Below are 21,329 nucleotides of genomic sequence, written 5' to 3' on the forward strand. Positions count from 1 at the left end.
TCTAGGCCGCCAGCAGCGAGGTCAGCCGCCCGGCCAGCAGGTCCCAGCGCCAGGAGCGCTCCACCCAGCGCCGCCCGGCCTCGCCCATCCGCCGACGCAGCTCCTCGTCGCCCAGCAGCCGGACGATCCGCTCGGCGGCCGCGGCGGCCGAGCCGCCCGGCACCACGTACCCGGTCTCGCCCTCCAGCACCGCGTCCGGCGCGCCGCCGGAGTCGCCCGCGACCACCGGCAGACCGGTCGCCGAGGCCTCCAGGTAGACGATGCCCAGGCCCTCGACGTCCAGCCCCCCGCGCCTGGTCCGGCAGGGCATCGCGAAGACGTCCCCGGCCCCGTAGTGGGCGGGCAGCTCCTCCCACGGCACCGAGCCGGTGAAGCGCACCGAGGCCCGGACTCCCCTGGCGTCGGCCAGCTTCTCCAGGTCCGCCCGGTACGGGCCGCCGCCGACGATCAGCAGCACGGCGTCCGGCACATCGGCGAGGATCTGCGGCATCGCCTCGATCAGCGTGTCCTGCCCCTTGCGCGGCACCAGCCGGGAGACGCAGACCACCACCGGCCGGTCCGCCAGCCCGAGCCGGCGACGCACCTCGGCGCCCCCCGAGCCCGGGTGGAAGGTCGTCTCGTCCACGCCCGGCGGCAGCTGCACCATCCGGGCCGCGGCCTGCGGCCCGACCGCGCCCGCGATCCGGGACCGGGTGTACTCCCCCAGGTACGTCAGCACGTCGGTGCCCGCGCCGATCCGCCGCAGCAGCTGCCGGGCGGCCGGCAGCTGGGCCCAGGCGGCCTCGTGCCCGTGGGTCATGCCGAGCAGCCGCGCCGCACCGGCCCGGCGCAGCGCGGGCGCCATCAGCCCGAGCGGGGCGGCGGCGCCGAACCAGACCGAGTCGCACTTCTCCGCCCGCAGGATCTCGGCGGCCCGCCGGGTGACCCGCGGTGTGGGAACCATCACCTTCGTCCGGTCCCGGATCACCGGGAACGGCTGCTCGGCGTCGAAGCGGGCCACCTCGGTGCCGTCCCGCCAGGTCGAGGCGTACACCACGATGCTCCCGGCGGGCTGACGTACAGCCATGTTGTGCACGAAGGCCTGGATGCCGCCGGGGCGGGGCGGGAAGTCGTTGGTGACGATCAAGGTTCGGTGCATTCAGGCCACGGCTCGCTTGTCGGGGGGTGCGCGGTGTACCGCTGGGTGATCCGTACGATAGGTCAACACCATGACCCGCCGGGAACGGATCCGCGCACGGCAACCGTTTCACCCCCGGGTCAGTCCTAGAACCTAGGCGGCCGGTGGCGGCCCGGCCCAGCGTGCCGTGCCCGCCCCTCCGACCGCCCGGGCGTCCGTCGCGCGGCGCCTCCGGTGGGACGTCCGAGACGAACGAGGGAGCGCAGTGGAGTTGGCCCCGGCCACCGAGTCCGGTACACCCAGCGGCGCCGCCGGCCCCGGCCCGACGCCGGCCGCCCGGCAGGAGCCGGCCCGTGCCCCCGGCCGCCCGTTCGGGGCGCTCGCCGCACTCGGCGCCACCTGGCTGGCCACCCGGACGGTGCTGGTGCTGCTGATGACCGGCGTGGTCAAGGGGCTCGGCGGGGACATCACCGCCGACGTCTGGATGATCTACCACGCCTGGTACGGCGTCCTGCAGACCGGCACCTTCCCGTTCGACGACGTGACCTGGCAGTACCCGCCCGGCGCGGCCCTGGTGATCCTGCTGCCGGGCCTGCTGCCCTGGTCGTACCTGGTCTCCTTCTGGGTGATCTGCGGGATCGCCGACATCGCCGCCACCGCCCTGCTGGTCCGCACCGGACTGCGCCGGGGCCGGGCACTGACCGGCGCCTGGATGTGGGTGGTGGCCGTGCCGCTGCTCGGCCCGATGGTCTACAACCGGCTGGACATCATCGTCACCACGATCGCCCTGGCCGGCCTGCTGGCGCTGATCCGCCGCCCGGCGATCGGCGGGATGCTGCTCGGCCTAGGCGGGATCATCAAGATCTGGCCGCTGCTCGCCCTGATCGGCACCCCCTCCGGCCGCCGCACCCGCCGCGCCTGGACGCTGGCCGCGGCCACCGCCGTCTCGGTGGGCTTCCTGCTCGCGGCCGGGATGAACGGCGCCTTCGGCTTCCTCGCCTTCCAGAAGGAGCGCGGCATCGAGGTGGAGTCGCTCGGCGCGCTGCCGCTGCACTTCGCCCGGCTCGCGGACGCCTGGGACGGCAAGGTCACCATGAACTACGGCTCCCCGGAGATGCTCGGGCCGTGGGTCCCCGTGATCAGCAAGGTGATGATGGCCGGCACCGTGCTGGGCTTCGCCTGGCTGCTGCTCTGGCGCTTCACCGCCAAGCGCCGCAACGCGGCCACCATGTACGACGCGGCGCTCAGCGCGCTGCTCATCTTCACCGTCACCAGCCGGGTGATCAGCCCGCAGTACCTGGTCTGGCTGATCGGCGTCGCCGCGGTCTGCCTGACCGTGCGCGGCAGCAGCCAGCGGCCGGTGGCCCTGCTGATCCTGCTCGCCTGCCCGCTGACGCTGGCCGAGTTCCCGCTGATGTTCAGCCGGATCCTCGCCAGCGAGCCCTGGGGCGTCACCGTGCTCAGCCTGCGCAACCTGCTGCTGCTGGCCGCCACCGTGCTCTCCTGCATCCGGCTCTGGCGCGCGACCCGCGGCCCGGCACAGCTCCCGGCGACGGTGGTGCTGGCCAAGCCCGAGGCGGTGCCCGCCGGCGCCTACCCGGTGCGCCCCGGCATCGCCTACGAGCAGGACCTGCTGGACGGCATCGACCGGCCCGGCACCCCGGCCAGGCAGCGGCGCTGAACGACGCGCGCCTTCAATCGCGCAGCGCGGCCACCTCGGCCAGCCAGAGCCGGGTGAACTCGGCCAGGCCGACGCCCGGTCCGGCCCGGAGCAGCCGGTCGAGCCGGCGGTCCCGGTCCTCCCCCTGCCCGTCGGCCGCGCCGACCGCCCGGTAGAACGCCACGAGCCGCTCGGGCCCGTAGCGCCGGGCGATCAGCTCGCAGGCGAGCCAGGCCTGCTCGTACGCCTGGGCGATGCCGTCGGCGCCCGCGGTGAAGTCCCGGTCGGCGGGCAGCGCGGCGGGCAGCCGGCCGGCGGCGACGTCCCGGGCCAGCTCGGGGGCGATCTGCTGCGGGCGCCGGCCGGAGCCCCGGTAGGCGGTCCAGTCGGCGACGCCCTCGGAGAGCCAGAGCGGTGTCCAGGCCCGGGTGTCGGCCCTGGTCGCGACGTGGGTGGCCTCGTGGGTGACGACCACCTGCCGGCCGAAGTCGCTGAGCCGCCCGAACGTCCCGGGGTTGACCAGCACCCGGTCGGCGGGGGTGTGCCAGGGCGCGCCGGCGGCGGCCGAGGTGACCGCCGCCATGCCCGTCCAGCCCGCCGGGTCGACCTCCAGCAGCCGGGCGAACTGCTCTGCGGTGGCGGGCACTTCGAGCAGCAGGCGGCCCGCCCAGCCGGTGCCCCAGGCCTCGCTCACGGCGGGCACGGCCCGGTCCCCCACCGCGACCAGGCCGGCCGGGTCGGGCCCGTCGGCCAGGCCCAGCACCAGGCAGTGCGCGCCCGCCGCGGACCGGGCGGAGCCGAGGTCCCAGAGTGCCGGGGGCCCGCTCGCGCTCTCCTCCCGGTCGACCCGCCAGCTGCCGCCGGCCCGGACCAGGTCGATCCGGCGCGGGTACACCACCGGGTAGTCGTCGTACCCGGTGATCCGGACCGCCAGGTCGGCGGCGGCCGTGAGCCGCTCCGGCCCGGCGTCCGCGCCGAGCACCAGGTTGCGGTAGCCGGCCTCGATCGCCGCCGGTCCGGACCAGGAGGGCAGCGCCCGGGCCCGCGCGTCCAGCAGTGCGGCCACCTCGGCCCGCCGGTCCGCCGCCCACCGGCCCGACGCCCGCCCGGCCGCCGAGGGGGCCGCCGGGGCGGCCGGCGGCAGCGACAGCTGGGCCAGACCGCCGACCGCGAGCAGCAGCGCACCGCGCCGGGACAGCGTCCGGCGGGCGCCGCCTATCGGGTGGGGGGTGTCGGGGTCGGACGGTGCCGGGCTCAGAGCCGGACCACCCCCGCGACCGGCATCGCGTTGACGCTCTCGTAGCGGACCCTGGCGCCCGGGTAGGGGGCGTGCACGATCACCCCGCCGCCGGCGTACATCCCGACGTGGTGCATGTCCCGGTAGAAGATCACCAGGTCTCCCGGCCGCGCTTCGGAGAGGCTGACCCGCTGCCCGACGTACGCCTGGGCCTGCGAGGTGCGCGGCAGGGTCACTCCGGCCTGCCGCCAGCTGTAGTACATCAGACCGGAGCAGTCGAAGGCGCGGGGCCCGGTGGATCCGTAGAGGTAGGGCGAGCCGATCATCCGCACCGCGGCGGCCAGCGCGGCCGCCCCGCGCTCGGAGGCGGGCGGGGCCGTGCCGAGGTCCAGCCGGTCGGTGCCCCGGGTGGCGCGCTGCTCGGCCTCCTGGGCGTCCTGGGCGGCCATCCGGGCCCGCTCGGCGACGCCCAGGCTGTTCAGCAGCCGCTGGGCCTTGGTGAGCCGCTGCTGGATCTGCTGCTTGCTGTCGGCGAGCGAGCGGCGGGCCTGGTCGAGTTCGGCGAGCTTGCCGGCGGTCTCGGTGCGGCGCTGGTCGAGCCGGCGCTGGCGGGTGGCCAGTTCGTGCAGGGTCTCCTGCTGCCGCTCGGCGGCCTGGTCGAGGGTGCGGGCCCGGGACAGGTAGCCCTCCGGGTCGGTGGAGAGCATCAGCTGGACGGTCTGGGCCATGCCGCCGCCGCGGTACTCGGCGCCGGCCACGGTGGCGAGGTCGCCGCGCAACTGGTTGAGCTGGTCCTGGGCGACGGCGATCTCGCCCTGGAGGACGGTCGTCTCGCCCTGGAGGCGCTGCTGCGTCTCCAGGGCGGCGTTGTACTTCTCGGACGCCTGCTCGGCCTCGCCGTAGAGCTGTTCCACCTGCGCCTTGACGTCCTTGCGGGTGGGCGTGTCCGGCACGGCGGGGGCGGCCTGGGCGCTGCCGCCCGCCGTCACGCCCAGGGCGGTGGTGGCGGCCGCGGTCAGCACCAGCGCACGGGCGAGCAGTTGGGGACGACGGTGCACGGGCATGGCGGCAGCGGCTCCGATCCGGCGGTGGGGCCCCGCCGCCGCACCAACGCGGGCGGCCCTGGAAGCGGAGTCCGGTGGCAGACGTTAGCGAGTCCGGGCAACCGAGTCCAAACCCCTGCCAACCCGAATATTTGACCCGTAATCGGACATCAGTCCGAGGCGCCGGAAAAGCCGCAGGCCCGGCCTTCCGTGGTGGAAGGCCGGGCCTGGGAGGGCCTGCGCGGGGATCAGACCCGCACGATGGAGGTCAGCGGCATGTTGCCGACCGCCTCGTAGCGGACCGACGCGCCGGGCTTGGGCGCGTGCAGCACCTGGCCGTTGCCGGCGTAGATGCCGACGTGGTGGGCGTCCCCGTAGAAGATCAGCAGGTCGCCGGGCTGGGCCTGGGAGAGGTCGGTGCCGATCCGGGTACCGGCGTGGGCCTGCTCCTGCGAGGTGCGCGGCAGCGCCACGTCGACCTGGTTGAACGCCCAGACCATCAGGCCCGAGCAGTCGAAGGAACCGGGGCCGGAGGCGCCGTAGACGTACGGGCTGCCGATCTTGGAGGCGGCGATGGACAGCGCCGCGGCGCCGCGCGAGCTGCCGGCGCTCGGCTTGGTGACCGGCGCGGCGGGGGCCTGCGACGCGCTCAGGTCGGTGCGGCTGTTGTCGCGGGAGGAGCGGTCGGCGGCCTGCTGGGCCGCCGCCTGCTGCTGGGCGGCCTTCGCGGCGGCGTCGGCCTTCGCCTTGGCCTCGGCGGCGGCCTTCTCCTCGGCCGCGCGGATCGCCTGGCGCTCCTGCTCGGACAGGGTGTTGAAGAGGTCCTGCGCGGCCTTGAGCTTGCCCTGGACCTCGTCCTTGGCGCTCTTCAGCTGCTGGGTGGTGGTCTCCATCTCGGCGAGCTTGCCCTGGGCCTCGGAGCGCACCTGGTCGAGCTTGCGCTGCTCGTCCTGGAGCTGCTTGAGCTGGCCCTTCTGGGTGCCGCCGGCCTGGTTCAGCGTGTCGGCCTGGCTCAGGAAGGTGTCCGGGCTGGCGGAGAACATCAGCTGGACGGTCTGCGATATGCCGCCGTTGCGGTACTGCTCGCCGGCGATCTCGGCCAGGCCGCCCTGAAGGTCGGTCACCTGCCCCTGCTGCCGCGCCACCTGGTCCTGGAGGTCGGTGACCTGCTTCTGCAGCTGCTGCTGCTTCTCCTGGGCGGCGTTGAGCTTCTCGGTCGCGACCTCGGCCTGCTCGTTGAGCTGGTCGACCTGCTCCTTGACCTGGTCCTTGGTCGGCTGCGGGTCGGCGTGGGCGCCGGACTGCGCGGACAGCGCGACGGCCGCGGCGGCGAAGCCGGTCATGATCGAGACCCGGGTGCGACTAGCGGGCTTGGGACGACGATGGGACGCCACGAAGGCGGACTCCTTCTTCCTACGCCGTCTACCGGGTGAGCTGACGGGTTCGGGCCGGAAGCGTGCCCTACGACGCCTCACGGCCGTTCCACCGGCCGACCTGGCGCCGATTCACCCCGGAGGAACGTGGTTCCCCGGCTCCGTTCGACAGCACCCCCGACTGCTGGGCTCCCCGTCGGGCAGGCACTGGGCCCGCCCCGCTGCGTCACGAACTCGACGGAAACCACCGCCGTCACCCTGGCTGGGCGATCGGGAGTGCGGTGGTTCGGGGCACGACCCTAGTAACTGAACCGTGATCCGTTCAAATCCTTGTCAGAAAAAAGACGGAAGAAGACCAAAGTTCTTTTGTGAATATGACACATAGTGATCACCGCCGCACGCAAAGCTGATCAGTCTTCACCGGGGACTCGCGCGACGGACAAAACCCGAACGCCACCCCCGGTCGGAGGGTGGCGTGGATCACAGGCCCGGACGGGGCCCTTCGGGCGTGTCGGGCCGTCAGACCCGGCGGATCGTGTTGATCGGCATCGCGTCGACCTTCATCACCTTCACCACGTCGCCGGTGTGCGGCGCGTGCACCACCATGCCGTTGCCGATGTACATCCCGACGTGGTGCCGGTCGGGGCCGTAGATGACCAGGTCGCCCGGCTGGGCCTGGTCCAACGTGACCTTGGTGCCGACGTTGCCCTGCTCCTGCGAGGTACGCGGCAGCGAGACGCCGGCCTGGCCGTACGCCCAGACCATCAGGCCCGAGCAGTCGAAGGTGGTCGAGCCGGTGGCGCCCCACACGTACGGCGAGCCCTGCTTGCTCATCGCCTTGGCGACGGCCACGCCCGCGTAGCCGCCGGCCTGCGGGAGGCTGCCGAGGTCGGCGCGGTCGCTGCCGCGCGAGGCGCGGTCGTCCTGCTGCTGCTGGGCCCGCAGCGCGGCGCGGTCGGAGGCGCTGAGCGAGTTCAGCAGGTCCTGCGCGGCCTTGAGCTTCTGGTTGACGTCCGTCTTGGCCTGGTTCAGGTCCTTGGTGGTGGAGTCGAGCGAGGCCAGGACGGCGGCGGCCTCGGACTTCTCCTGGTCCAGCCGGCGCTGCTGGTCCAGCAGGCCCTTGAGCGCCTCGGACTCGCTGGCGCTGGCCTGCTGGGCGCTGGACGCCTTCTCCAGGTAGCCGGACGGGTCCGAGGAGAGCATCAGCTGGACGGACGGGTCGATGCCGCCGGTGCGGTACTGCTCGCCCGCCACGCCGGCCAGGCCGGTCTGGAGCTGGGTCATCTCGTCCTGGCTGCGGGCCACCTTGTCCTGCAGCTGGTCGGACTGCTTGCGGAGCTGGTCGGCCCGCTCCTTGGCGCCGTTGTACTTCTCCGCCGCCTGCTCCTGGTCCTGCTGGAGCTGGTCGATCTGCGCCTTGACGTCGCTCTTGCTGGGCTGGGGCGCGGCGTGCGCGGCGACCTGCGCGGAGAGGGCGACCGCGGTCGCCGCGGCAGCGGTGAGCACGGAGACCCGGGCGCGGCTCGGCTGCTTGGGACGGCGGTGGGAGGCCAAGGGAATTGCTCCTTCTTCCATCGGCCTCACCCGATCAGGTGAGAATCCGGAAAATAGGTTTGACGCCACACCCTAGGGAAGATCCACGGGTTTTGCCACTCCCCCGAAGGCGTGAACTCCACTTCCCCCGCAGGCTTCACCGGATGTGCACACCGCCGCAAACCGGGCGCTGACCAGGCGTCATTCCGTCGAGGCAGCCGTCAGGGCCGCGCCAGCCGGTTCAGCAGCAGAACGGAGGCCACGGGGCGCGCGCCCGCCTTCCGCACGCCCTCCGCGACCTCCCGGTCGGTGGACACCACCACCACCGGACGCCCCTGCGGCTCGGCCCGCACCAGACGGCGGATCAGCTCGTCCGCGGTCTCGCCGGTCCGGCTGAACCGCACCCGCACCCCCCGCGGTGGCGCCATGATCACCGGAACGTCCAGGTCCTGCCCGTCGAACACACAGGTGACCTCCGCCTGCGTGCGCTGGGCCAGCATCGCCAGCCCGCCCAGCAGCCGGATCCGCTGCTGCTCCAGCGGCAGCGTCGGATAGCCCGTCTTGGTCACGTTGTAGCCGTCCACCACCAGGTGCACCTGCGGGATCGCCAGCAGCTGATCCAGCAGCGCCGGATCGTCGTCGGCCAGACCGCGCCGGGCCACGTCGTGCGGCGAGGCCGCCCCCGGCACCACCGCCTCCACCAGGTCCCCCGGCCGGATCTGGGAGACCGGCAGCGCCAGCTCCCGCTGGAGCCCCTGCGCCGACTGCAGCACCGTGTCCAGCAGCAGCCGCAGCCGCATGTCCTCGACGCTGCGGCCCTCGCGGGCCGACCGGCGGCCCTGCTCGGCCGCCGTCTCCAGCTCGCCGACCCGGTGCCGCAGCCGCCGCGCCTCGGACTCCGCGGCGCCGCGCTCGGTGGCCGCCTGCGCCCTCGCGGCCTCCAGCTCGGCGGTCAGCCGCCTGGTCTCGGCCTGCGCCCGGCGGGTGTCGCTCTCCAGCGAGCGCACCTTCTTCCGCAGCGACTCGGCCTCCCGGCGGACGTCCTCGGACTCCGCACGCTGCCGCTCCAGGTCCGCCCGGGCCGCTGACCGCAGCTCGGCGAGCTCCGCCTGCAACTTCTCCACCAGCCGGGTGGCCTCGGCGGCCGCGCCCTCGGCGCCGGCCCGCTCGGCCTCCTCCCCGGCCTCGGCCACCAGCCGGCTCCAGCCGGCCGACCGCACCAGGTAGGCGGCGGCCGCGACGTCCATCGGATCGGCGGCGCCCGGGACGCTGCCCGACTCCAACGCCTTCACCAGGTCCGGCTGGCCCAGCCTCAGCCGCTCCGCTATCCGCACCCGGAACGCCGGCTCCGACTCCAGCGCCGCGGCCAGCGCCGTGGCCGCGTACTTGGCCCGCCGGGCCGGGGTGAACTTGACGTACTGGCGCAGGCTCTGCGGGAGCTCGCCGGGCGGCAGCCCGCCGAGCGCGTCCGAGGCCAGGCCGACCACGCGCCGGCGCACGCCCTCGGGCAGCGGCCGGTCCAGCTTCTCGGCAGCACGCTCCGCCACCGCCTCGCCGGAACCCACCGCCTCGCCGGAGCCTGCCGACGCATCGGAACCCGCCGCCTCGCCGACGGCCGCGGGCCCGGACGGGGCCGCGTCGGCGGCCTGCGCCTGCGCGGCGGCAGCAGGCTGAAGCCCCTGCGCTTCGGCGGGCTCCCTCGCTGCGTCCACCACGTCCTCGGCTCCGATCCTGGTCCTACGGGGTCACGGCCCGCGGCCGCCGCCCTGTCGTCACGCTCCGTGCGTCCTGTCTGTATTGTCCCAGCGCGGCGGGCAGGCGCGCCGCGCACCCGCCCCCCGCGCCGTCGGGCGTCAACCCTGCTCGGCGGAGGCCTCCGCGCTCTCGGCACCCGGACGGGCCACCAGCTCGACCTGGTCCACGGCGTTGCACCAGCGGCAGCGCACCGACTCGATCGTCTCGCTCAGCACCTCGGTCTCCTCGACCTTGGACTCGCCGGCCAGGTCGAAGTGCAGGAACTCGGTGACCCGCGCGGTGCGGGTCACGTCGAAGCGGGTGAGGTTTCCGCACAGGGTGCAGCGCCAGCGCGTCTCGGCGGTCAGGGCGGGGACGGTCATCGGGGGTCCTCTCGGGTGGTCCCTGGGTGGGCTAGGCGCTCCCCCCGGGGCCCCGGCGTCGGCGGCGGGAGGCGGGATTGCCCGCCCCAAGCCTATTGCCTGAGGCAACCATCCCGGCCACCAGTCAGGAGAACGAGCGGGCTAGTCCACCTGCCGTACAAGGCCGTGTCACACGCCCGACACGGAGGGATGCTTGGCCGCATGGCACTGACGGCCCCCGGGCACACCGACGCGCGGGGCGAACGCCCGTCCGTGCCCGCCCCGGCGGTCACCTACGCCCTGATCGCGGTCAACACCCTGGTGTTCCTGCTGGGCCCGGCCGCCGGGCTCAATCCGCTGTACGGCACCGGCCAGTCCCGGCTCTGCGCGGAGCAGCGGTACGAGCAGCGCTGGGGCGTCATCCCCGCCGAGGTGCTGGCCGGCCGCCCGCTGACCGCCGAGCAGCTGGCCCAGGCCCCCGACCCGGCCCCGGGCTGCCCGGCCGCGCCCACCCCGGCCAAGCACCCGGCGCTGTCCGTCCTCACCGGGCTCTTCGTGCACGCGGGCTGGCTGCACCTGCTGGGCAACCTGCTCTTCCTCCACGTCTTCGGCCCCACCGTCGAACAGCGGCTGGGCCGGGCCCGGTTCGCCCTCTTCTACCTGGCCGCCGGCAGCCTGGCCACGTACGGCTTCGCCCTCGCCGAGGCGCACTCCCCGGGCTCCACCCGGGTGCTGATCGGAGCCTCCGGCGCGATCTCCGCCGTCCTCGGCGCCTACCTGCGCTTCCATCCGCGCGCCCGGGTGACGACGCTCGTCCCGCTGCTGCTGTTCCTGCCGCTGCGCTTCCCGGCCTGGCTGGTGCTCGGCCTCTGGTTCGCCCTGCAGTGGTGGTCGGTCCACTCGGCCGGACCCGGGGTGGCCTATCTGGTCCACGTGATCGGCTTCGCGGCGGGCTTCCTCTACGCCTGCACGGCGGTCAGCCACCCCCCGAGACGACCCGGCTGACGCCCGATACGCTGGCGGCACCCCACAAAGGAGCCCGAACAGTGATCACCGCCATCGTCCTGATCAAGACCAGTGTCGACCGCATCCCGGAGATCGCCGAGGCCATCGCGGCCATCGAGGGCGTCAGCGAGGTGTACTCGGTGACCGGTGGCTACGACCTGGTGGCGATGGTCCGGGTGCGCCGGCACGACGATCTGGCCGCGGTCATCCCGGGCCGGCTGAACAAGGTCCCGGGCGTGGCCCACACCGAGACCCAGATCGCCTTCCGCACCTACTCCCAGCACGACCTCGAGGCCGCCTTCGCCCTCGGCCTGGACGAGTAGGCCTCTCAGCCTGCCGACCGGGCCCCTCAGCCCTGCCGACGCCCCCGGTCGACCTCCACGGTGGCGACGCAGCGTCCGCCCTCGTTGCGGTAGTTCCACGCGGCACCGTCCGTGACCAGCTCGCGGACGGCGGTCAGGAAGCGGTCGACGTGCTCGTCCGGGGTCCCGGCCCCGAAGCTCACCCGGATCGCGTTCAGGCTGCGCTCGCCGGGCAGCGACGGCTCGGGCGCCCCGCACTCGGAGGGGGAGACCTCTTCGTCCCCGAGCAGGGTGCGCAGCAGCGGGTGCGCGCAGAACAGGCCGTCGCGGACCCCGATGCCGTACTCGGCGGACAGCGCGGCCGAGAAGTGCGAGCTGTTCCAGCCCTGGACGACGAAGGACAGCACGCCCACCCGGGCCGCCTCGGCACCGAACAGGTTCAGCACCTTGACCTGCGGGATCTCCGCCAGCCCGGCGGTCAGCCGGGCGATCAGCTGCCGCTCCCGGGCCTCCAGCGCGTCGAAGCCCGCCTCGCTCAGCGCCCGGCAGGCCGAGGCGATCGCGTAGGCGCCGATGACGTTCGGCGAGCCGGCCTCGTGCCGGGCCGGGCCAGAGTGCCACTGGACGGCCACCGAGCCGTCGGTCTCCCGGGCCACCGTCCGGGTCGCCCCGCCGCCGGCCAGGTACGGGTCGGCCGCGTCCAGCCAGTCCGCCCGGCCGGCCAGCACACCGGCGCCGAAGGGCGCGTAGATCTTGTGGCCGGAGAAGGCGATCCAGTCGACGTCCAGCTCGCGCACCGAGACCCGGTGGTGCGGGGCCAGCTGGGCGGCGTCCAGCACCACCCGGGCGCCGTGCCGGTGCGCGGTCCCGGTCAGCTCGGCGACCGGCCACAGCTCGCCGGTCACGTTGGAGGCGCCGGTGACGCAGAGCAGCTTGGGGCCCTCGGGCGCCTCGGCGAGCGCGGCGTCCAGGGCGGCGACCGCCTCGGCATGCGAGCGCGGCGCGCGCAGGTAGTGGACGTCGAGCCCGGCGTGCGCCCAGGGCAGCAGCGAGGCGTGGTGCTCGGTCTCGAAGGCGAACACCCGGGTCCCGGCCGGGACGGCCGAGGCGAGCAGGTTCAGCGAGTCGGTGGTGGCCCGGGTGAAGACCACCTGGTCGCCCTCGCGCAGGTCGAGGAACTCGGCGACGGTGCGGCGGCTCTGCTCGAACAGGTCGGTGGACAGCTGGGAGAGGTATCCGGCGCCGCGGTGCACGCTGCCGTAGTAGGGGGCGTAGGCGGAGACGTCGTCCCAGACCCGCTGGAGCGCCGGGGAGCTGGCCGCGTAGTCGAGGGCCGCGTACCCGACCTTCTCGCCGCTGGCGAGCGGGACCTGGACGTCGTGGCCGAGGACGGCGAGGGGGGCGCAGAGTTCAACACGAGGCTGCCGCGCGGAGCGCGTCGAGACAAGGGTGGCGGCGGGCGACGGGTGGGAGACCGACATGAGGATGCACTCCTTCTGGGGGTGTGGGACCCCGGGAGTACTAGTCGTCGGGCGTCCGCGCTTGCCGCACGGACGATTCGCCGAGCGACCCGGTCCTCACCCAGGGCACCCCGCCACGGACGGAGGGTTGCCGGACAGCAAGCTGGGGCTTGACGCTGTCACTCATGACCTGGCCAAGACTCTAGGTCGCGCCCAGCGAGTGGTCAAACAGGCATCCACCATCCGGACAGCCGAGGAGCCCGCGCCGACGTTGCGGCACGGGCTCCCAAGTACCGCCTCACACCCGGCTGGTGGCCTCCGACCAACGCCGCAGCAGCTCCTGCGCCGCGCCCGAGTCGATGGCCCGCTCCGCCCGCGCCATGCCGGCCGCGAGCTGTTCGGTGAGCGGCGCCTCGCCCAGGTCGAGCGCGACCAGCGCCGCCGCCGTGTTCATCAGGACGGCGTCCCGTACGGCCCCGCGCTCGCCCGCCAGCAGCCGACGCGCGACCTCGGCGTTGTACGAGGGGTCCGCCCCGCGCAGCGCCTCGATGCCGACCAGCTCGACGCCGACGTCCCGCGGGTCGAAGGTGGTCTCGGTGACGGTCCCGTCCCGCACGATCCACACCTGCGAGGTGGTGGTGATGGTCAGCTCGTCCAGGCCGTCGTCGCCCCGGAAGACCAGGCCGGTCGAGCCGCGCCGGGCGAGCACGCCGGCGATCAGTGCGGCGAGCCGGGTGTCGAAGCAGCCGATCGCGTGCGAGGTGACCTTGGCCGGGTTGGTCAGCGGGCCGAGGATGTTGAACGCGGTCGGCACTCCGAGGTCGCGCCGGGCGGTGGCGGCGTGCCGCATCGACGGGTGGAACTTGGCCGCGAAGCAGAAGGTCAGCCCGACCTCCTCGGCGATCTCGGCGACCCGCCGGGCCGACAGGTCGAGGCGGACGCCGAGCTTCTCCAGCACGTCCGAGGAGCCGCTGGCCGAGGAGGAGGCCCGGTTCCCGTGCTTGACCACCTTGGCGCCGGCCGCGGCCGCGACGATCGCCGACATGGTGGAGATGTTGACGGTCTTGGCCCGGTCCCCGCCGGTGCCGACGATGTCCACGGCCGGGCCGGGGATGTCCAGCGGCTCGGCGTGCGCGTACATCGCGTCCACCAGGCCGGTGATCTCGTCGACCGTCTCGCCCTTGGCCCGCAGCGCCACCATGAACCCGGCCACCTGGACGGGGGACGCCTCGCCGCTCATGATCCGGTCCATCGCCCACGCGGTGGCCGAGCGGTCGAGGTCCTCCCCCTTCAACAGCGCCGCCAGGACGTCCGGCCAGGTGCGGACCACCTGCGCGGGTGCGGTACCACCGTTCGCAGGGTTCACGTTCACCATGGCTGACTCCAGCTGTTGTCGGGTTCCCCGCGTCGGGGGGACGTCCGTACGGATGGAGTCAGCCTATCGACCAGTCGGGTTCCCGAGGCGGCGTCTTCTCTAGTCGTGAGACGGCACCGCTCAGCGGCTGACGGGCGCCCGCTTGGCCAGCCGTGCCCGCAGCAGGGTGGCGACCGCGCCGGCCAGCGCCACCGGGTCCACCGGGCGGGAGATCGCGGCGTCGGCCCGGCTCCAGGCGGCCAGCCAGGAGTCCTGCGGCCGGCCGATCAGCACCAGCACCGGCGGGCAGCCGTAGATCTCGTCCTTGAGCTGGCGGCCGAGCCCGAGCCCGCCGGCCGGCACCGCCTCGCCGTCCAGGATGCAGAGGTCCACGCCGCCCTTCTCCAGTGCCTTCAGCACCGCCGGGGTGGTCGCGCACTCCAGGTAGGACAGTTCCGGAAGGTCCTCGACGGGCCGGCGGCCGAGTGCCGTCAGCACCTGCTCGCGGGTGTTGCGGTCATCGCTGTAGACGAGGACGGTGAGCGTCTCGTCGGTCGTGTACGCCATGGGCCCTGCTCCCTCAAGTGTGATCCGGACCACGTTCGCCTGATCCGGATGCTACTCCCGATCACCCGTCGCCGAGTCCCCCTCGCGGACCTTCCTCCTCAAGCCGCCGCGCCCGCGACTCACCCGCCCGGAGGACGGCCCGTCACCCGGACCCGTCCAGACCACCCGTACGGCCGATAAGGGGCCCGCGCATTACCCCCGGAGGCTCCGCCAAGCGTGCAACGACGCGCTGGGCAACGGGGTCGCGGGCCCCTTCGAGGAACCGTCAGAAAAGGGACACGCCGCTGCTCAGCCGCCATTGGGGTCCCCCACCGCCCCTCAGGGGGGCATACCGCACGCACCGGACACTCCGAGGGACACCCCCCGGCGTGAAGACGGAATAAGGGACCGACATAATGTCCGTCGTGGCGACAGCAACAGCAGTAGAAACCGGGCACGCGCACGGATCGGTCAACCGGCCGAACATGGTCAGCGTCGGAACGATCGTCTGGCTCAGTTCCGAGTTGATGTTCTTCGCGGCCCTCTTCGCGATGTACTTCACGCTCCGCTCCGTCAAGGGAGCCGAGTTCTGGACCGAGAAGGCGCACGCCCTCAACGTGCCCTTCTCCTCGGTCAACACCACGATCCTGGTGCTCTCCTCGCTGACCTGCCAGCTCGGCGTGTTCGCTGCCGAGCGCGGGGACGTGAAGAAGCTCCGCTCGTGGTTCGTCATCACCTTCGTGATGGGCGCGATCTTCATCGGCGGCCAGATCTTCGAGTACACCGAGCTGGTCAAGAAGGACGGCCTCTCGCTGTCCTCCGACCCGTACGGCACGGTGTTCTACCTGACCACCGGCTTCCACGGTCTGCACGTGACGGGTGGTCTGATCGCCTTCCTGCTGGTCCTGGGACGGACGTACGCAGCCAAGCGCTTCACGCACGAGCAGGCCACCGCCGCGATCGTCGTGTCGTACTACTGGCACTTCGTCGACGTCGTGTGGATCGGCCTGTTCGCGACCATCTACCTGATCAAGTAACCAGCTGATCAGGTCGCTGGCCACCGGCTTCGGTCCCCGCCCTCACCGGCGTCGGGCCGATTCTGCCGGTGGGCGACGCTCCCACCGACCGACCGCGCGCGCAGCCCTAGACAGGCAGCCTCGTGCCGGCCAGACCGGCCGCCGGGTGCACCCACCAGTCGACCAGATCCTGACACCGGGGTTATTCCGTGAAAAAGCTCTCCGCACGACGGCGCCACCCATTGGCGGCGCTGGTCGTCCTACTTCTCGCCCTGGCGGCAACCGGGGGGCTGTACGCCGCGTTCGCGCCCGCCGACAAGGCGCAGGCCGACGTCGCCGCGCAGTCGCTCGCGATCGATGAGGGCAAGAAGCTCTTCGCCGTGGGCTGCTCCTCGTGCCACGGCCTGAACGGCCAGGGCAGCAGCGACGGTCCGAGCCTGGTCGGCGTCGGCTCCGCCTCTGTCGACTTCCAGGTCGGTACCGGCCGCATGCCGGCCCAGCAGCCCGGCGCCCAGGTGCCGCGCAAGAAGAACATCTACTCGCAGGCGGAGATCGACCAGCTCGCCGCCTTCGTCGCTTCGCTCGGCCCCGGCCCGGTGACGCCGACCCCGGAGCAGTACACCTCGACCAACCCGGACGACATCTCCAAGGGTGGCGAGCTGTTCCGCACCAACTGCGCCCAGTGCCACAACTTCGCCGGCCAGGGCGGTGCCCTGACCAAGGGCAAGTACGCCCCGTCGCTGGAGGGCGTGGACGCCAAGCACATCTACGAGGCCATGCAGACCGGCCCGCAGAACATGCCGTCGTTCCCGGACACCACCATGCCCGAGGAGCAGAAGAAGCAGATCGTGGCCTTCGTCCGCCACACCACCTCCGATGAGCCCAACCCCGGTGGTCTCACGCTCGGCAGCCTCGGTCCGGTGACCGAGGGTCTGTTCGGCTGGATCTTCGGTCTCGGCACGCTCATCGCGGTCGCGATCTGGGTCGCCGCCCACACCACCAAGGCCAAGAAGTCATGAGCCACGACATGTCAGAAGAGAAGCTGCCGGAGTCACACGGCTCCGCCGGTGACGTCGCCGCACACGGCGACCCGTTCGCCGACCCGGGTCTTCCGGCCCACGAGCCCCGCCGCACCGACATCGACGAGCGGGCCGCCCAGCGGGCCGAGCGCCAGGTCTCGCTGATGTTCGTGGTCTCGATGCTCGCCACCATCGGCTTCATCGCCTCGTACGTGGCCATCGACCCGGACAAGATCGTCTACATCTTCCCGCTCGGTCACGTCAGCGCGCTGAACTTCGCGCTCGGCATGACCCTGGGCGTCGCGCTGTTCATGATCGGCGCGGGTGCGGTCCACTGGGCCCGCACGCTGATGTCGGACGTCGAGCTGCCGGCCGAGCGCCACCCGATCGAGGCTGACGACGAGGTCCGCGCGGACGTCATCGAGCAGTTCAAGACCGGTGCCGCCGAGTCCGGCTTCGGCCGCCGCAAGATGATCCGCAACACCCTCATCGGCTCCATGGCGCTGGTCCCGCTCTCCGGCGTGGTCCTGCTCCGCGACCTCGGGCCGCTGCCCGAGAAGAAGCTGAAGGAGACGGGCTGGAACGAGGCGACCCCGGCCCAGCCCCTGCAGCTCATCAACATGAACACCAACCTGCCGATGAAGGCCGAGGACATCGTCATCGGCTCGCTGACCTTCGCCATGCCCGAGGGTCTGCACGTCCACGACGAGGACTTCCAGCAGGCGATCGCCAAGGACGCCCTGATGCTGGTGCGCATCGCACCGGACGACATCAAGGACGACCGGTCGCGGGAGAAGGGCTTCGAGGGCATCCTCGCCTACTCCAAGATCTGCACCCACGTCGGCTGCCCGATCAGCCTGTACGAGCAGCAGACCCACCACGCGCTCTGCCCCTGCCACCAGTCGACCTTCGACCTGGCGGACGGCGCGCGCGTGATCTTCGGCCCGGCCGGCCACCCGCTGCCGCAGCTGAAGATCATCACTGACGAGAAGGGCTACCTGGTCGCCACCGGCGACTTCGACGAGCCCGTCGGCCCGAGCTACTGGGAGCGTGCTCGATGAGTACGAGCAGCACCACCGGTGCCGCCAAGCCCGCCAGCACGCGCGCCAAGCCCGCCAACAAGTGGGAGGCCGCTGCTGACTGGACGGACGGCCGGGTGGGGATCTACTCCCTCGCCAAGGCCAACCTGCGCAAGATCTTCCCGGACCACTGGTCCTTCATGCTGGGCGAGATCTGCCTCTACACGTTCGTCATCATCATCCTGACCGGTGTCTACCTGACGCTGTTCTTCAAGCCGTCGATGGCCGAGGTCGTCTACAACGGCTCGTACGTGCCGCTCAAGGGCATCGGGATGTCCGAGGCGTACGCCTCGACGGTGGACATCAGCTTCGAGGTCCGCGGCGGTCTGCTGATCCGGCAGATCCACCACTGGGCCGCCCTGGTCTTCGTGGCCGCGATGCTCGTGCACATGATGCGCGTGTTCTTCACCGGCGCGTTCCGCAAGCCGCGTGAGATCAACTGGGTCTTCGGCTTCCTGCTGCTGATCCTGGGCATGTTCGACGGCTTCTTCGGCTACTCGCTGCCGGACGACCTGCTGTCGGGTACCGGTATCCGGTTCATGGAAGGCGCGATCCTCGCCGTCCCGCTGGTCGGCACCTACATCCAGATGTTCCTGTTCGGGGGCGAGTTCCCCGGCCACGACATCGTGCCGCGCTTCTTCACGATCCACGTGCTGCTGATCCCGGGCATCATGCTCGGCCTGCTGGTGGCGCACCTGATCCTGGTCTTCTACCACAAGCACACCCAGTGGGCGGGCCCGGGCAAGACCGAGAAGAACGTCGTCGGCATGCCGCTGATGCCGGTCTACATGGCCAAGGCCGGTGGCTTCTTCTTCCTGGTGTTCGGTCTGATCGCCGCCATCTCGGCGATCGCCACGATCAACCCGATCTGGGCGTACGGCCCGTACCGCCCGGACCAGGTGTCCACGGACGCCCAGCCCGACTGGTACATGGGCTTCTCCGAAGGCCTGATCCGCGTCATGCCGGGCTGGGAGGTCGGCCTGTGGGGCCACACCCTGAACCTGGGTGTCTTCATCCCGCTGATGATCTTCCCGCTGGTCCTGGTCTCGATCGCGGTCTACCCGTTCATCGAGGGCTGGATCACCGGCGACAAGCGCGAGCACCACATCCTGGACCGCCCGCGCAACGCGCCCGTCCGCACCGCGCTCGGCGCCGCCTGGATCAGCCTGTACCTGGTGCTGCTGGTCGGTGGTGGCAACGACCTGTTCGCCACCCACCTGCACCTGTCGATCAACTCGATCACCTACTTCGTCCGCGTCGGCTTCTTCGCGGTGCCGGTCATCACCTTCATCATCACCAAGCGCTGGTGCCTCGGCCTCCAGCGCCGGGACAAGGAGAAGGTGCTGCACGGCCGCGAGACGGGCGTCATCAAGCGCCTGCCGCACGGCGAGTTCGTCGAGGTGCACGCCCAGCTGCCGCAGAAGGACCTGTACAAGCTCACCGCGCACGAGCAGGTCCAGCCGGTCGAGCTGCCGGCCCAGACGGACGAGAACGGCGTGGCCGGCAAGGCCGGCCTGATCGGCCGCACCCGGGCCAAGCTGTCCCGCGGCTTCTACGGCGGCGGCGCCCAGATCCCCAAGCCGACCTCCGAGGAGCACCACGAGATCACCAGCGGCCACGGCCACCACTGATCCCGTACGCCCCGCAGCGTCACACCCGAGGGCCGCTGACCAGAGTTCTTCTGGTCGGCGGCCCTCGGGCTTTCCCGTCCCCCGTCCGCACCCTCCAGGAGCTCCCGTGCAGCTGTCCGTCGACCCCGCCGCCGCCACTCCCCCGTACGAGCAGATCCGGGCCCAGATCGCCGAGCGGGCCCGTTCCGGCGAACTGCCGACCGGGCTGCGGCTGCCCACCGTCCGGGCCCTGGCCGAGGAGCTGGGGCTGGCCGCCGGGACGGTCGCCCGGGCGTACCGGGAACTGGAGGCGGACGGCGTGGTGGAGACCCACGGCCGGCGCGGCACGCTGATCGCGGCCACCGGCGACACCGCGCACCGGCTGGCCGCCGCGGCCGCCGCCGAGTACGCCGAGCGGGCGACCCGGCTCGGGCTCCCGCGGGCGGACGCGCTGGCCGCCGTGGACGCCGCCCTGCGGCTGGCCTACCAGGAGGCCTGAGAAGGCGCTCCAGGGGCCCTCAGGCCTCCGGGCGGATCATCCCCGAGGCGTGGGCCTGGGAGGACGGCACGGTGGTGCTGACGGGCTGCCCGAGGGCGCTGTGCTTGATCCAGTCCGTCCAGGAGATGTTCCAGTCCCCGAAGCCGTTGCCGAAGGGCTCCATGGTGGCGCCGCGGCTGTTCACCACCGTCACCAGGTCCCCCACCCTGGTGTTCTGGAAGTACCACTTGGCGTTCTCGGTGCTCATGCCGGTACAGCCGTGGCTGACGTTCTCCAGGCCCTGCGAGCGGACCGACCAGGGCGCCGCGTGGACGTACTCTCCGCTCCAGGTGACCCGGGTGGCCCACTCCACGTTGAGGTCGTAGAACTCCGAGCTCCCGGCCTTTATCCCGATCGTCTCGCCGTTCATCCGGACGGACCGCTCCTGGCCGAGCACCACCTTGACGCCGTTGCGGGTGTCGAAGCCGGGCTTGCCGGTGGTCACCGGGATGCTCCGGAGCAGCTCGCCGTCACGGCTGAGGGTGAGCAGGTGGGCGGCCGCGTCGACCACCGTCTCGACCCGTGCGCCGATCCGCAGGCCCAGCGTGCTGCGGTCGCCGCCGTAGAGGCCGTCCGCGATCCGGACGCCGGTGCCGTCGAAGGCCAGCGAGACGGTGGTGCCGGCCGGCCAGTACTCCTGCGGGCGGAAGTGCAGTTCCTTGTCGCCCACCCAGTACCAGGCGCCGGTGACGGCGGGCTGGGAGCTGACGGTCAGGACGCGCTCGACCTCCTGGCGGGCCTGCGGGTCCTGCACCGCCTCGGAGAGCTGCACGGTGAGCGGCTGGCCGACGCCGTAGATACCGCTGCCGGAGGAGTCCGGGCCCAGCTTGGCGGTGAGCAGGCGCTGGGCGGCGAGGGTGCTGAAGTCCGCCGTGGTGTCGCCGCGGCCGCCCTTGCCGTCGTCGGCGGCGATCCGCACCGAGTAGTCGGTGTCGGCCTTCAGCCGGCCGGTGGTCTGCCAGCTGCGCTGGTCCTCGGCGAGCTGACCGGCCACCACCCGGCCGTCCGGGCCGGTCACGGTGACGTCGGTCAGCCGGCTGCCGGGCACGGACGTCACCGTGACCGGTTTGGAGGGGTCGACCTTGCCCCCGCCCTCGGCCGAGAGATGGACGAGCACGGCCGCGTCGATCCGGTGGGGGCCGACCGCCTCGCCGCCGCCGGACGAGCAGGCGGCCAGCGGGGCCAGTACTGCGAGGGTCAGCGAGATGCCGCCGATACCTGCGATTCCGCGCCTGTCGGCCATGAAACGCCTCCGAGGGTCCGCACGATTGCTCAGATCGTAGGAACGAGGCCCGCCGAAGCGACATCGGAGCGCCCCCGCGTTCACCCGGGTGAGTGAGT

General features: G+C 72.4%; 19 protein-coding genes and 2 riboswitches. Of the genes, 8 read left to right on the plus strand and 11 right to left on the minus strand.

Annotated elements, in window-relative coordinates; genetic code table 11:
• Position 1 precedes the first annotated feature (1 nt).
• Positions 2-1,138 carry a glycosyltransferase family 4 protein gene (locus ACFV61_RS04500; protein ID WP_063347273.1) on the minus strand — a complete coding sequence of 379 codons (1,137 nt, stop codon included), beginning with the start codon at positions 1,136-1,138 and terminating at the stop codon, positions 2-4.
• Positions 1,139-1,382: 244 nt separating this feature from the next.
• Between ACFV61_RS04500 and ACFV61_RS04505 the strand changes: the two genes are divergently transcribed.
• Positions 1,383-2,798, plus strand: a complete 1,416-nt coding sequence (locus ACFV61_RS04505) for a glycosyltransferase 87 family protein (protein WP_380490114.1) — start codon at positions 1,383-1,385, stop codon at positions 2,796-2,798.
• A 13-nt stretch (positions 2,799-2,811) separates the two neighbouring features.
• On the opposite strand, the gene ACFV61_RS04510 is transcribed toward ACFV61_RS04505, so the two are convergent.
• The 6 genes from ACFV61_RS04510 to ACFV61_RS04535 form a co-directional block, all read right to left on the minus strand.
• Positions 2,812-3,843, minus strand: coding sequence for a hypothetical protein (locus ACFV61_RS04510; RefSeq protein WP_380490115.1), 1,032 nt, complete (start codon positions 3,841-3,843; stop codon positions 2,812-2,814).
• Positions 3,844-4,031: 188 nt separating this feature from the next.
• Positions 4,032-5,078: an NlpC/P60 family protein gene (locus tag ACFV61_RS04515; protein ID WP_380490116.1), complete on the minus strand. Its 1,047-nt coding sequence runs from the start codon at positions 5,076-5,078 to the stop codon at positions 4,032-4,034.
• 227 nt (positions 5,079-5,305) lie between these two features.
• On the minus strand, positions 5,306-6,451 hold the full coding sequence (locus ACFV61_RS04520; protein WP_063347277.1) for an NlpC/P60 family protein: 1,146 nt from the start codon (positions 6,449-6,451) through the stop codon (positions 5,306-5,308).
• 10 nt (positions 6,452-6,461) lie between these two features.
• A riboswitch (cyclic di-AMP (ydaO/yuaA leader) is annotated at positions 6,462-6,611 on the minus strand.
• A gap of 338 nt (positions 6,612-6,949) precedes the next feature.
• A complete protein-coding gene (locus tag ACFV61_RS04525; protein ID WP_063347278.1) occupies positions 6,950-7,984 on the minus strand; it encodes an NlpC/P60 family protein in 1,035 nt (344 codons plus the stop codon).
• Between the two features lie 200 nt (positions 7,985-8,184).
• Positions 8,185-9,528, minus strand: a complete 1,344-nt coding sequence (locus tag ACFV61_RS04530) for an NYN domain-containing protein (RefSeq protein WP_063351055.1) — start codon at positions 9,526-9,528, stop codon at positions 8,185-8,187.
• 288 nt (positions 9,529-9,816) lie between these two features.
• A complete protein-coding gene (locus tag ACFV61_RS04535; protein ID WP_063347279.1) occupies positions 9,817-10,080 on the minus strand; it encodes a hypothetical protein in 264 nt (87 codons plus the stop codon).
• Between the two features lie 201 nt (positions 10,081-10,281).
• On the opposite strand from ACFV61_RS04535, the gene ACFV61_RS04540 reads away from it, so the two are divergent.
• Positions 10,282-11,064: a rhomboid family intramembrane serine protease gene (locus tag ACFV61_RS04540; RefSeq protein ID WP_063347280.1), complete on the plus strand. Its 783-nt coding sequence runs from the start codon at positions 10,282-10,284 to the stop codon at positions 11,062-11,064.
• 41 nt (positions 11,065-11,105) lie between these two features.
• Positions 11,106-11,387 (plus strand): Lrp/AsnC ligand binding domain-containing protein, encoded by a 282-nt coding sequence (locus tag ACFV61_RS04545; protein WP_063347281.1) that lies wholly within the window; start codon positions 11,106-11,108, stop codon positions 11,385-11,387.
• Positions 11,388-11,413: 26 nt separating this feature from the next.
• Here ACFV61_RS04545 and ACFV61_RS04550 read toward each other — a convergent pair whose 3' ends face one another.
• The 3 genes from ACFV61_RS04550 to ACFV61_RS04560 form a co-directional block, all read right to left on the minus strand.
• Entirely contained in the window at positions 11,414-12,847 is a 1,434-nt protein-coding gene (locus ACFV61_RS04550; protein ID WP_380490117.1) for an aminotransferase class V-fold PLP-dependent enzyme, read from the minus strand.
• 52 nt (positions 12,848-12,899) lie between these two features.
• Positions 12,900-13,017: riboswitch (SAM riboswitch) on the minus strand.
• 107 nt (positions 13,018-13,124) lie between these two features.
• A complete protein-coding gene (trpD, locus tag ACFV61_RS04555; protein ID WP_107452844.1) occupies positions 13,125-14,201 on the minus strand; it encodes an anthranilate phosphoribosyltransferase in 1,077 nt (358 codons plus the stop codon).
• A gap of 120 nt (positions 14,202-14,321) precedes the next feature.
• Positions 14,322-14,747, minus strand: coding sequence for a hypothetical protein (locus ACFV61_RS04560; protein ID WP_063347283.1), 426 nt, complete (start codon positions 14,745-14,747; stop codon positions 14,322-14,324).
• Positions 14,748-15,142: 395 nt separating this feature from the next.
• Here ACFV61_RS04560 and ACFV61_RS04565 point away from each other — a divergent pair, with 395 nt between their 5' ends.
• The 5 genes from ACFV61_RS04565 (at position 15,143) to ACFV61_RS04585 (ending at position 19,949) form a co-directional block, all read left to right on the plus strand.
• Positions 15,143-15,763 carry a heme-copper oxidase subunit III gene (locus ACFV61_RS04565; protein ID WP_063347284.1) on the plus strand — a complete coding sequence of 207 codons (621 nt, stop codon included), beginning with the start codon at positions 15,143-15,145 and terminating at the stop codon, positions 15,761-15,763.
• A gap of 188 nt (positions 15,764-15,951) precedes the next feature.
• On the plus strand, positions 15,952-16,761 hold the full coding sequence (locus ACFV61_RS04570; RefSeq protein WP_063347285.1) for a c-type cytochrome: 810 nt from the start codon (positions 15,952-15,954) through the stop codon (positions 16,759-16,761).
• An 8-nt stretch (positions 16,762-16,769) separates the two neighbouring features.
• Entirely contained in the window at positions 16,770-17,822 is a 1,053-nt protein-coding gene (locus ACFV61_RS04575; protein ID WP_063347286.1) for a ubiquinol-cytochrome c reductase iron-sulfur subunit, read from the plus strand.
• Positions 17,819-19,471: a ubiquinol-cytochrome c reductase cytochrome b subunit gene (locus ACFV61_RS04580; protein ID WP_063347287.1), complete on the plus strand. Its 1,653-nt coding sequence runs from the start codon at positions 17,819-17,821 to the stop codon at positions 19,469-19,471. The genes ACFV61_RS04575 and ACFV61_RS04580 overlap by 4 nt, the downstream gene beginning before the upstream one ends.
• 106 nt (positions 19,472-19,577) lie before the next feature.
• The gene (locus tag ACFV61_RS04585; protein WP_063347288.1) at positions 19,578-19,949 is read left to right on the plus strand and encodes a GntR family transcriptional regulator; all 372 of its coding nucleotides are present in this window, start codon (positions 19,578-19,580) and stop codon (positions 19,947-19,949) included.
• Positions 19,950-19,968: 19 nt separating this feature from the next.
• Here the strand turns inward: ACFV61_RS04585 and ACFV61_RS04590 are convergent, their stop codons facing one another.
• On the minus strand, positions 19,969-21,231 hold the full coding sequence (locus ACFV61_RS04590) for an Ig-like domain-containing protein (protein WP_063347289.1): 1,263 nt from the start codon (positions 21,229-21,231) through the stop codon (positions 19,969-19,971).
• Positions 21,232-21,329: the final 98 nt, after the last annotated feature.

This window comes from Kitasatospora sp. NPDC059817 (assembly GCF_042731835.1).
Classification (GTDB): Bacteria; Actinomycetota; Actinomycetes; order Streptomycetales; family Streptomycetaceae; genus Kitasatospora.